Annotated in this window: 9 protein-coding genes and 1 pseudogene; 1 reads left to right on the plus strand and 9 read right to left on the minus strand. The window is 73.4% G+C overall.

The genetic code is table 11. From position 1 onward, the window contains the following. Nucleotide 1 precedes the first annotated feature (1 nt). The 9 genes from ABZW18_RS33140 to ABZW18_RS33180 all read right to left on the minus strand — a co-directional run bounded on the left by ABZW18_RS33140 (nt 2) and on the right by ABZW18_RS33180 (nt 10,897). Complete coding sequence (locus tag ABZW18_RS33140; RefSeq protein ID WP_356194844.1) at nt 2-1,300, minus strand: GNAT family N-acetyltransferase; 1,299 nt, start codon at nt 1,298-1,300, stop codon at nt 2-4. Then, nucleotides 1,297-1,977: a lipopolysaccharide biosynthesis protein gene (locus tag ABZW18_RS33145; RefSeq protein ID WP_356194846.1), complete on the minus strand. Its 681-nt coding sequence runs from the start codon at nt 1,975-1,977 to the stop codon at nt 1,297-1,299. Before ABZW18_RS33145 ends, ABZW18_RS33140 begins: the two co-directional genes overlap by 4 nt. 9 nt (nt 1,978-1,986) lie before the next feature. Continuing rightward, the gene (locus ABZW18_RS33150; RefSeq protein ID WP_356194848.1) at nt 1,987-3,186 is read right to left on the minus strand and encodes a glycosyltransferase; all 1,200 of its coding nucleotides are present in this window, start codon (nt 3,184-3,186) and stop codon (nt 1,987-1,989) included. Then, nucleotides 3,183-3,929 (minus strand): polysaccharide deacetylase family protein, encoded by a 747-nt coding sequence (locus ABZW18_RS33155; RefSeq protein WP_356194850.1) that lies wholly within the window; start codon nt 3,927-3,929, stop codon nt 3,183-3,185. The genes ABZW18_RS33150 and ABZW18_RS33155 overlap by 4 nt, the downstream gene beginning before the upstream one ends. Then, nucleotides 3,919-5,607 (minus strand): lipid II flippase MurJ, encoded by a 1,689-nt coding sequence (locus ABZW18_RS33160; RefSeq protein ID WP_356194852.1) that lies wholly within the window; start codon nt 5,605-5,607, stop codon nt 3,919-3,921. Before ABZW18_RS33160 ends, ABZW18_RS33155 begins: the two co-directional genes overlap by 11 nt. Next, nucleotides 5,604-6,950: an O-antigen ligase family protein gene (locus ABZW18_RS33165; protein ID WP_356194854.1), complete on the minus strand. Its 1,347-nt coding sequence runs from the start codon at nt 6,948-6,950 to the stop codon at nt 5,604-5,606. Before ABZW18_RS33165 ends, ABZW18_RS33160 begins: the two co-directional genes overlap by 4 nt. Nucleotides 6,951-6,952: 2 nt before the next feature. Continuing rightward, nucleotides 6,953-8,458, minus strand: coding sequence for a sugar transferase (locus tag ABZW18_RS33170; protein WP_356194856.1), 1,506 nt, complete (start codon nt 8,456-8,458; stop codon nt 6,953-6,955). Next, a complete protein-coding gene (locus ABZW18_RS33175; RefSeq protein ID WP_356194858.1) occupies nt 8,455-9,717 on the minus strand; it encodes a glycosyltransferase in 1,263 nt (420 codons plus the stop codon). Before ABZW18_RS33175 ends, ABZW18_RS33170 begins: the two co-directional genes overlap by 4 nt. A gap of 82 nt (nt 9,718-9,799) precedes the next feature. Then, nucleotides 9,800-10,897 carry a DUF3344 domain-containing protein gene (locus ABZW18_RS33180; protein WP_356194860.1) on the minus strand — a complete coding sequence of 366 codons (1,098 nt, stop codon included), beginning with the start codon at nt 10,895-10,897 and terminating at the stop codon, nt 9,800-9,802. Nucleotides 10,898-11,084: 187 nt separating this feature from the next. Here ABZW18_RS33180 and ABZW18_RS33185 point away from each other — a divergent pair. Then, nucleotides 11,085-11,563: pseudogene (locus tag ABZW18_RS33185) on the plus strand (glycosyl transferase); the annotation flags it as partial.

Raw genomic sequence — 11,563 nt, forward strand, 5'->3', positions numbered from 1 at the left:
CTCAAAAAACCCCTCCCTCCCCCACCCCCCCCCCCCCCCCCCCCGCGCGCGGGGGGGGGGGCCGGGGGGGGGGGGGGGGGGGGGGGGCGGGGGGGGGGGGGGGCGGGGCCCCCCCCCCCCCCCCCCCCCACGCCCGCCAGTTGTTCAGCCGGGTGCGCCAGGCGAGCAGCGCCGGGAGCCGTGCCCGGGCGACGCGGACCAGCAGGAGCCGGGCCGCGACCTGTGCGGCGTGGAGGTACAGGGCCGGTGCAAGACCCGGCCGGGAGAGCAGAAGGCGCTGGTTGGTGACCGCGACCGGCCGCCAGTGGCGCTTGTACTCCTCGTTGCCGCGCAGCAGGCTGACCACGCTGCGGCCGGTCTCCGCGGCGTGAGCCGCATCGTGGCGCAGCAGCATGGTGTTGATGTCGGCCTTGGCTGCGCGCAGGTCGGGGTGGGCCCCGTAGAGATAGCCGCCGGACAGCTCCGCGGACATCAGCGTCACGTCCGTGGCCACCACCCGACCCTCGAGGACGTACTCGGTGACCCGGGCGTCGCCGGTCCCGACCATCTGCCGGACGGCCCGTACGAGATGCTCGGCGAAGCGGGGCCTGCGGTGTTCGGGGGTGACTCCGCGGCCCTCCCACTGGAGGCAGTGCAGCCGGAGCATGGTGACGAGCGCGTCCGCCACCTCGCGCTCCGGCACGCTGCGGGGCTCGATGCCCAGGATATCCAGCTTGCGCAGCTTGCTGCGTGAACGGCGGGCGCTGGAGCTGGGCATCCGGTTGAGCAACTCGTCGACGGGGCGGCCGGGTAGCTCCATGCACAGGGAGTCCGGGAGCCGCCGCTTGGAGCCCGGCCAGTTGGCGAAGAGCCGCTCGGCCGCAGCTCCTGGGCGTACTTCGCGCAGATCCACCAGCGCCCCGGCGGCCGCCGCGGCGAGCCCGTGAGCGAGCGAGGCCGCCGCCGCCTCGGCGCAGCTGTCGTCGAGCAGCACGTCGCAGAAGTCGGAGACGCCGACACCGATGGGGAGGAGGACCGGCACCGGACGGTGCGCCAGTATCAGCGGTGCCGCGCCGACGAGGCGCCCCTGGCGGCGCACCAGCAGCAGCCGGAGGCGGCCGGGCACGCCGTAGGACAGCCACCACGAGTGGAGCCAGGCATGGGTCTGGAAGGGCGTGGCGCTGCGGCAGCGCCGGTACAGGCCGTCCCACTCCCCCGCCAGGCCGGCGAAGCCGGCCGGGTCGCGGCAGAGCGTCACGGTCAGTGCGCCGGATCTGGGTGGTCGTGCCGCTGTGGGGTGCGCCGCGGTCTGCGCTGTCACCGCGCACCCTCCTCGGCCAGCTGTCGCTCGGGTCCGGCCGATGCCTGCCGTTCGCCCGCGGGGGCGGGGACCCCGGAGATCTTCCGGCTGCGGCTGCCGGGACGTACGAGCACGATGAGGAAGCCGAGGAGTCCGCCCGCGCAGGTTCCGACAGCGGCCGCGATCATCGCGGACGGGGAGGTGGGGGCGTCGGGGACGGGGGCCTTGGACAGTACGGAGAGCCGTACGCCCGTGCTGTTGGCGGAGGCGTTGGCGTACTCGGTGAGCGCGCGGGCAACCTCGTTGGCGTTCGTCGCCGACTGCTCCGCCCGCGTGTCGCTGCCGATGATCTCGATCATGGGCGCGTCGGGGGATGTGGCGGCCTGGATGTGCGTCCTGAGCTCGGCCGCGGGCTTTCCGGTCGCCTCCTGGGCGTGGCCGAGGACGGCGCTGTTGGTGACGACGCGTCCGTAGGCGTGCGCGTAGCCGAGGGCGGTCATCGGGTCCGCGGCCTTCTCGGGGGCCACGACCACATAGCCGGTGGTGGTGTACTGAGGGGTTTGCAGCACGCCGTACGCCGCGCCGCAGAGCATGCCCAGTACGGCGGAGAGGGCCAGTGGCCACCAGACGGGCAGGCGCAGGGCGTCGGAGGCCAGGCGGAGGCGGCGGGAGAATCCTGCCAGAAGGGTATCGGTCATGACGACGGGTCACCTCTTCGGTTCGGACACGGCGGGGTGGGGGTGGTACGGCCTGAGGGGGGCGCGCCGCCGGGCGGCGGGGTCGGCGGCGGTCCGTTCGTAGAGCGCGGAGAGCCGGTCGGCGCTGCGGGCGATGTCGTAGCGCCCGACGGCGGCGGGAACGGGCAGGTGGCGGGGTCCGGCGGTGGCGTGCTCGCGCTGCGCCTCGGCCAGCGCGTCGGCCAGCGGCCGCAGACCGGGGCCGATGCGCCGGGCTCCGGGGGCCTCGGCGGCCGGCAGTTCCTCGATCGCCGGGCAGGTGACGTGCAGTACGGGCAGCCCGGCGGCGAGGGCCTCGAGCACGGCGAGGCCGAAGGTCTCCTCGGCGGACGGGGAGACGAAGACGTCCATGGCGGCGAGCAGTCCGGGGATGCCGGAGGGCCGGTCGGCGCTCGCCTGGACGGACCCATCACGCTCGCCGAGCAGCCGGACGCGGCCGGCGGCGCCGAGGCGGGCCGCCAGCTGTTCGAGGGCGGCCCGCTCGGGCCCGTCGCCGACGAGCAGCAGCCGGGCGCCGGGCAGTTCGGCGACGGCTCGCAGCAGGACGTCGTAGCGCTTGCCCGGCACGAGCCGGCCGACTCCCCCGGCCACGAAGGCCTGTTCGGGGATCCCGAGGCGGGCGCGGGCGGCGGCCCGGGCGGCCGGGTCGAACCGGAAGTGCCGGGCGTCGATGCCGTTCGGCACGAGATGGATGCGCTGCTGCGGCACGCCCCAGGCGCGCAGCCGGTGCACGACGGTGGCGGAGACCGCGACCGTCGAGGAGCCGAGGCGCTCGGTGGCGAGGTAGAGGGCGCGGGTCCCGGGGGTGAGCGGGCGGCCTTCGATACGTGTCTCACCGAGGGAGTGCTCGGTGGCGAGCACAGCCCGGACTCCGGCCATCCGGGCCGCGATCCGGCCGAAGACGCAGGCCCGGAAGAGATGGGTGTGCACCAGGTCGTAGCGGCCCGCCCGGATGGCTCCGGCCAGCCGGGGCAGTGCGGACAGGTCGCGGTTGCCGCCCATGCCGAGGTGGGTGACGCGGATGCCGTCGCTGCGGATGCCGTCCGCGACCGCGCCCGGGTTGGTGAGGGTGAGGACGTCGCAGTCCACGGGCAGATGGCGGAGCAGCAGCCGCAGTTGCTGCTCCGCTCCCCCGGCGGCGAGGCCGGTGATGATGTGCAGCACTTTCATCGGCGGGCTCCGGCCACGGGCGCGGCGGCCCGCGCGGCGGGCATCGCTCGGCGGCGTACGGGGTGCAGCAGCCGTTTGACGGAGAGCCGCAGGGCGTTGTCCTGGGCGCCGATGTGAATGCGGGGCAGCGCGTACGGTCCGGTGAGGGCGCCGGGGTCGATGGCGCAGGCGTAGTCGTATCCCGCGGCCCGTACGGCCTCGACGGCGCGGGCGTCGAGGTCGCCGTACGCGTAGCAGTAGCCCTCCACGGGGCGGCCGGTGATCTCCTGGAGCGCGGCGCGGCTGCCGGCGGTCTCCTGCAGCAGGGAGGTCTCGTCGGCCGCGGGGAGGGAGACATGGAGCATCCCGTGGGAGCCGATCTCCATTCCGGCCCTGGACGCTGCGCGGATGCCGGTTTCGTCCAGCAGGGGCTTGCGCGGCCCGAGCGGATCCCAGGCGTTGTCGCCGCCGAGCCGGCCGGGCAGCACGAACACGGTCGCCGTGAAACCCGCCTCTCGGAGCAGCGGGACAGCGTTCTCGGTGAAGTCCGTATAGCCGTCGTCGAAGGTGAGACCGACCAGGCGGGCTCCGCGGCCGGCTGCTCGCTCGCGCAGCAGCTCCGCGACGCCGACGCCGCGCAGGCCCCGGTTCGCGAGCCAGTGCAGTTGCCGGCGCAGCCGGTCCGGGGTGACGGTGATCCGGTAGGGGTCCTCCGTGCAGTCGGACACGGAGTGGTACATCAGCAGCCAGGGTTCAGCGGGCATGACGGAACTTTCGTTTGACGGCGGAGATAAGCAGCGGCGCTTCGGGCGCCCTTACGGCGAAGGCCGCGGTGAGGAAGACGGCCGGAACGATCAGAGCGCCGGTCGCGGCCGCGGCCAGGGCGTTGGGGGCCATCGGGGCGGCGGCCCAGCCGGCGGTGACGGCCGCTCCGGCGGCGACGGCGAGCCGGCCCAGGTCGGCGGCCACCCAGCGGACGTTGATGGCGATGCCCTGCCTGCCCAGTCCTCGCAGCAGGAGCAGAGCGGTGGTGGTGATTCCGGCGGCGTTGGCCGCGGCGATGCCGTGGACCCCCCAGTGCGGGACGGCGGCCTGGGCTCCGGCAATCGTGATCAGCAGGCCGACGCCCATGGCCGCCGCGGGGTCCCAGGTGGGCCGTGCGGCGGAGAAGAAGGCGCGAATCAGCGCGCTCGTCAGGCTGTGGCCGAGCAGGCCGAACGCGTAAACGCGCATGACGGAAGCCGTCGCGGCGGTGTCGTGGGCGTCGAAAGCACCGCGCTGGAAGAGCAGTTGGATCAGCTGGGGGGCGTACGCGATGACATACGCGGCGCCGAGGAGCACCACGAGCCCGGCGAGGGCCAGGTCGCGTTCCACCCGCCGCCGGGCACGGTCGGCCTCACCGTCCGCCATGGCGCGGGCCACCAGCGGAAACGTCACTGTGCACACCATCAGGGAGAGCACCATGGGCACCTGCGCGACCTTCTGGGCGTAGTTCAGATGCGAGATGGCCCCGGCGGGGAGTGAGGAGGCGATGTAGCGCTCGACCAGGACCTGGGCCTGGCGGGTGAGGGCGAACAGCACGACGGGCGCCAGGATGGCCAGTCCCGCGGGCAGGGCCGGGCCTGCACGGAGAAGCCGGTTCTCCGTGCGGGAAAGCGCGGAATGGCGCCTGCGGCCGGGCCGGGAGGGCAAGTGCCGCAAAAAAGCAGGCAGTTGGACGAGCACCATCAGGATGCCGCCCGCGGCGACACCGGCCGCGGCGGCACGAACGCCCCAGAGCGTGTGCAGCGTCAGCATCGTGGTGACGATGCCGAGGTTGTACGCGACATAGATCGCCGCCGGGGGCATGAACATCCGGTGTGCGCGCAGCGCGGCGCTGAAGTACCCGGCGATGCCGAAGGTGAGGACGGTGACGGCGGTGAGCCGGGTGCAGTCCACCGCGAGCCCGGGGTTGGCCAGGCCGGGCGCCAGAAGCTGTACCAGATGCGGCGCGAGGGCGGCGAGCAGGACCGCGGAGCAGGCGAGTGCGAGGAACAGCCGGGGGGCCGTCGAGGCGACGAGGCGGCCGACGGGGTCGGGCCCGGCGTCCAGGCCGGCGGGGGCGGGCGCGGCGCGCCGGGAGAGCGCCAGGCTGAAGGCGGGGATCATGACCAGCGCCATGGCGTCCTCGATCAGCAGGGTCGACGCGATCTCGGGCACGGTCCAGGCGACCAGGAACGCGTCGGTCGCGCCGTTCGCGCCGAAGAGATGGGCGATCAACTGGTCCCGTACGAGCCCGAAGAGGGCCCCGGCCGCGGTGAGTACGGCCGTGATGGCCGCGGCCTTGGCGATGAACCGCTCGTGCTGCCCGCCGGGCGGCGCCGGAGGGCGGGTGGCGGTGGACACACCGGTCCCCGGCGGCCTTCCGGAGGCCGGCGGCGGCACGGTCGCCGCGTCGCTCATCGACGGTCCGCCAGGTCCTCGGCCAGGGCGGCCGGTACGAGCGCCCACCAGGCGACCAGACCGAACATGATGGCGGTGAGCACGGTCTCGGGGCCGCCGATGTCGGCGTAGAGGAAGTCGGCGAACTGGTAGACGAGCATGCCGGCCGCGGCCAGCCCGCAGTCCACCGGTCGGCGGCCGGCCCGCCGCCGCAGCCTGCGCAGGCCGAGGACGAGCAGGGCCGTCCAGCTGCCGAGAACGGCGGTGATCCCGATCAGGCCCTGCTCACTGAGGATCAGCAGATACATGTTGTGCGGGGTGAGCAGCGGTTCGCGCTGGAAGTCCAGGCCGGCTCCGGCGGCGTCGCTGCTGGAGGACAGACCGACGGAGGCGTGTCCGTCGCGGTGGTCGGGGAAGCCCTTGATGCCCACGCCGGTGGCGGGGTTGTCCTGCCAGATGGAACCCGCGGCGGCCCACATGGAGTAGCGGTCGATGACGGACCGGTCGGGCGAGTCGGTGACCTGGGTGATGCTGGTGAGCCGTTCGCCGATGAGGGCGCTGCCCACACCGAGACCGCCGACCAGGACGACGCCGGCGGCCACCAGCACGGCCAGAGTGCCGAGGGCGGTGCGGAGACCGGCCAGGAAGAGCACCACCGTGCAGGCCAGCGCCGTGGCGATCCAGGCCCCGCGGCTGAAGGAGAAGGCCAGCGGCACCAGGAGGAGCCCGGCGCAGGTCAGTGCGGCGGGCCGCACCCAGCGGCGGCTGCCAGCGGGCGGCGCCAGCCCCAGAGCCAGAGCGAGGACGACGCCATGGGCGACGACGGTCGCCATACCCATCACGTCGAGCGCGCCGAAGGTGCCGACGGCGCGGATCTCCCGTCCCGCGTACGAGGCGCCGGTGCCGGTGACGTACTGGTGGACACCGACCGCGCCCTGGAACACGGCGACCGCGATCATCGCGCCCGCCACCCACCGGAAGTCCCGGCGGGATCGCAGCAGCAGGACGGTCGCGGCCGGGACGAGGACGAAGATCTGCAGATACCGCACGAAGCCGGGCAGGCTCGCGCCCGGGTCGCGGGACGCGGCGGTGGCCACGGCGAACGCGATGGCGGGCGCGGCCAGTACGACGACGGCGGGCCAGGTCAGCGGCCGCTGCCGGTCGTACAGCAGGGCGATCGCGCAGACCCCGACCAGCACGGCGGAGGCCACGTCGGCTCCGGTGATGTGCACGGCCGCGGTGATGTCCTCGTTGCCCCCGCCCGGGGCGCACAGCAGCAGCACGGTGGCGACGGCGGGCAGCACCCGCCACCAGCCGGTGAACCGGCCCCGCAGCTGCGCCGGATCGATCGGCAGCGTCGTCATGCTCAGCTCCCCTCGCCCCGGAAGAGGGAACCCGCGGTGCGCAGCAGAATCCGTACGTCCTGCCAGAACGACCACGTCTCGATGTAGTGGTTGTCGAACCGGGCCCGGTCCTCGATGGAGGTGTCGCCCCGCAGGCCGTGCACCTGGGCCAGGCCCGTGATGCCGACGGGCATCCGGTGGCGGGCCGCGTAGCCCGGGTGGGCTTGGCTGAACTTCCGTACGAAATAGGGCCGTTCGGGCCTGGGACCGACCAGGCTCATGTCGCCGCGCAGCACATTCCACAGCTGCGGGAGCTCGTCCAGGGAGGTACGGCGCAGCAGATGGCCGACCCCGCTCATCCGGTCGTCGTGCGCGACGTTCCACAGCGTCGCCGACTCGTGTTCGTCGGCGGGGCGCAGGGTGCGGAACTTCAGGACCACGAAGTGCTCCCCCGCCATACCGATCCGCTCCTGACGGAAGATCACCCCGGGCCCGTCGGCCCACCGCACGGCGAGCGCGCAGCTGAGCAGCACGGGCGCGGTGGCGATCAGCGCGAGACCGGCGACGGCGATGTCGAGAGCGCGTTTGGCCAGAATGCCGGCCCGGTGGCGGGGTGGGTCCTCGAGGCGCCGGCAGGCGAACCCCCAGATGTGCTCGGGTCCGCCGGGCCGGGGGACGGGCCCGGCCGCGGGCTCGCCGTGCACCAGCCACACCGTGCAGCCCAGTCCCGAGAACAGCCGCATGAGCGCGGCGTCCTGGGGCTCGTCCCAGCGGCCGCAGGTGAAGACGGCGTCCCGTACGGAGTTCTGGATGACGGCACGGGTGATGTCCTCGTGGGAGACCAGCACCGGAAGGGGGAGTTTCGGGGCGGCGGACGGCTGGGCGCCGGGACCGGAGTCGCTGTCGGGTGCGGCGGCGACCAGGCCGACCGGGCTCATGCCGTACTCGGGGTGGTCGTGGAGCGTGGAAGCGATACGGCGCCCGGCCGGCTCACCGCCCACCACCAGGACGGCGTGCGGGCGCCGCCGCCGGTTCTTGCGCCGCAGCTGGTGGATCAGGCCCCGTGCCCCGCAGGCCAGCACGATCTGCGCGGCCACGACGGCCAGGAACAGGTCCCAGCCGGGCGCTGCCGCCGGCCGGAAGCCCGCCAGCACGGCGGCCGTCACGCACCAGGCGATGGCGGAGCCGCGTGCCAGGAGGGGCAGTTCGTCGAGCGCGGTCGTCGTCAGTCCGGGGCGGTAGAGGCCGCTGCGCGCGTTGAGCAGCAGCAGGACGACGAGGGCGGGCCCGAGCGCGGCCAGAATGCGCTGCACGCCGCCGAGCGGCACCGCGCCGGCCACCGTGGCGAGGCTGTCGGCGGCTGCCAGCAGCGCGACGACACGTCCGGTGTGCGGGGTCCGCTGCCCCCCGGCCGGTGCGGGCCGGCGGGGGCGGATCGGTGCGAAGACAGGCGCGGCCGGGCGGGACGTCTCACCCAGCAGAGACACGACCCGCCCGGGACTGGGCACCCCTGCGTTCTCCCTGGTCATCGCCTGATCTGCTCCCTGCTTTCGGTATGCGGGCCCGTTCGGCCGGGGGATCCGCGGCGCGCTGCGGGTGCCGCGGGGCGGGTGAGACCGTCCGGCGGCCCGTGATCGGCGGGGCCGGGGCCGAGCAGTTCGTGGTAGAGCCGCAGCACGGCAGCGGCTGTGCGCCGCACGTCGTACGTGTTCCGTACGTGCTCCTGCGCCTGCTGCCCGAAGGTGTCGCGCAGCCCGTGGTCGAGCAGCAGTGCGATCAGGGCCCGGGCGAGCGCGTGGGGTTGTTCCGGCGGCACCAGGGCGCCGGGAGCGTGTGCGGGAGCCAGGCTCTCGCGTGCGCCGGTCACCTCGGAGAGGACCACGGGACGGCCGCAGGCCATCGCCTCCAGCGGGGCCAGTGCCATGCCCTCCCAGCGGGAGGGCAGGGCGACCAGGTCCGCTGCCGCGTACCAGGGGGCCGGGTCGGCGCACTCACCGGCGAACAGGACCTGCGGGGGCGCGCCGCTGCGCAGGGCATCGCGGTCGGGTCCGTCGCCGACGAGGACGAGCCGGGCACCGGGCACGGCGGCGGCCACTTCGGGCCAGGCCCGCAACAGTACGTCCTGGCCCTTCTGCCGGCACAGTCTGCCCACGCAGACCACCAGTTGGGCTTCCGGGGGCAGGCCGCGCAACGCGCCGAGTCCGGCTCGGGCGCTTCTTCGCGCGGCCGCGTCCGCCGGGCGGAAGCGGTCGGTGTCGACGCCGTTGCGGATCACGGCCCAGCGGGCGAGTACGCCGGCCTGCCGGCCGCGCAGCCGTTCGTCCTCGCTGACGCACAGCACGCGGGCCGCCCAGCGGGCGGCGAACCGCTCCCAGCGGAGGGCCAGTTCGGCGGTGCTCCCGCCGACGGCCTCGAAGGACCAGGCGTGCGGCTGGAAGACGGTGGGGATACGGCCGCGTACGGCGAGCCGGCCGGCGAGCCCCGCCTTGGCGCTGTGCGCGTGGACCAGGTCCGGAGCGGTCCGACGGACCAGACGAGCGAGCCGGAGGGCCTCGCGCGGAAGATGGCGGCCGGGTTCCCGGCGGGCGGGCCAGGGCAGTACGTCGGCTCCGGCCGCCGCCGCGGCCGTACCCAGCATTCCGCCCGGCGGGCAGGCGACGACGGCGTGCAACCCGGCCCGGGTCTGGCTGCGCACCAGATCGGTGACGACCCGGGCGACGCCGCCGTCGACGGGCTGGGAGATGTGCAGCACCGTCAACCGGCGGCCTTCACGCTTGTGTTGCGGCACGCGTTGCTCCCCGTACACGGACCGGATGGAACCCATGCCCCGGCGGCGTACGGCCGCCGGGGGTCCTCTCTTCGAGGCAGTGTCAGCGCCTGGTGTCGGCCTGCAGGAACAGGGCGCCGAGGTGGAAGTTCTCCGCCTCGGTACCGAAACCGACCGTCAGGTGGTCGGCGCCCTCGGAGAGCGCCGGCCCCAGGTCGTGGATGTCGGAGTCGTAGCCCAGCGTGTTGGCGTAGGAGGGCTGGCGGCCGCGCGTGAGCCGTCCGCGGTCGGCGATCGTCGAGTTAAAGGCGTCGTCGACCGGGTTGGCGGCGTCGCGCAGCATGACCGGCTCTCCGTCGTCGGCCTGAACACCGAGGGAGTTGCCGTCGGCGCCGCGGTCCCCGTCGTACGCGACGACGCCGAGACTGCCCCTGCCCTGCTCGGGAATCCGCAGGCCGTCGAGGTCGACGGCGTATTCGCTCCGGTCGGGCGACAGGCTCTCGAAGCCGTCCCAGATCGCGAGGTCGCGCAGCGGGGCGCTCTTGTCGGCGTAGGCGACGACCAGCGTCCAGCCGCCCCAGGCGCCTGCGGCGGAGTGTCCCATGGCGACATTGACCTGGGCGACGGTGTAGGCGCCCGGGGTGGCGTTCTTCACGATGCGGGTGACATCGGCCGACGCGGAGAAGGCGTCGTCGACCCCGTCCTGCGTGCGGTGCCCGATGGTGGAGTCGGCGAGGATCTCCTTGTACTGGCCGCCCGGCTCGGCGAAGAGGACGCGGCCGTTGTCCTCGGGCGGCTTCTGCTCGCCGACCCGGAGGTTTCCGCCCCAGTACAGGCGGGCGTAAGACACCGTGGCGCCTTTGGGGAGCCGCAGTTCGGCCCTGCTGGAGTTGTAGGTGTTGCGGTCCCGGTCGACGTCGATGTACGTCATGCGGTAGTCGCCGTTGACACCGCCGTTCCCCTGCTGCGCTTTCGCGCAGGAAACGGCCTCCCGGGTGGCCGGGGACTGACAGGTTGCCGAGGAATTGGCGGCCCGGGCGATTCCACCGTGCTGTACAGCCCGGTAGCGCTCAGCAAACGGAATCCGCGGCTCTTCCTTTTCCGCCGGGGCGGCCACCGACTGCGGCAACACCATCGCCGCGGTCACGGACGACACCACACAGAGCACGGCACGCCCCGTACGACCCAGGGAAACCCGCATGACTAGTCCTCCGATTTCCGCAAGATAATCCGACCCCGACCATGGCAGATCGAAATATCCAAATCACGCTGGACGCGCCCGAATAGGCCGAGTGTGTGATCACCCATTCCACACACCATCATGGCGCGCCGAAAATCCGATGTACGCAGCGTCAATCGCTGGGCTCGTTACATTCTCAGCTCGAGCGATGACCACATTTGATAACCCGTACGGGTCATCGCGGCATGCCGATCCGTCCATACGAGTCCGCGAGGGCGCCCCGATGGCTTCGCCGATCGCTGTTTACGACTACGACCGCTACAGCCAGTTGGCCGGGCCGCTCACCGAGCCCGACGCGGGCCGTCCCTATTCGGTCCGCTATCGCAGCCTGCTGGCCCAGGAGCCACACCGGATCCGAGCGGGTCTACTGCTCTGCGCCGCGCCGGTGTTCTCCGCGATCCTCCTGGTCTGGCTGCTCCAGCCGGATCACTGGGTGCATCGGCAGTATGTGTCCCGCTGGGAGAACGCGGCGGATACGGCCATGCTCGTCGCGATCGGTCTGATCGAGGTGTTCCGGCTGTTCACGGTCGTCTCCAACGCGCATGCGACGCTGGTCGCGCGTGATCCGGTCCCGGTGGTGCCCGAGAACGGCACCAAGGTCGCCTTCCTCACCTCCTTCGTCCCCGG

This window comes from Streptomyces sp. NPDC004647, assembly GCF_040609575.1.
Taxonomy (GTDB): Bacteria; Actinomycetota; Actinomycetes; order Streptomycetales; family Streptomycetaceae; genus Streptomyces.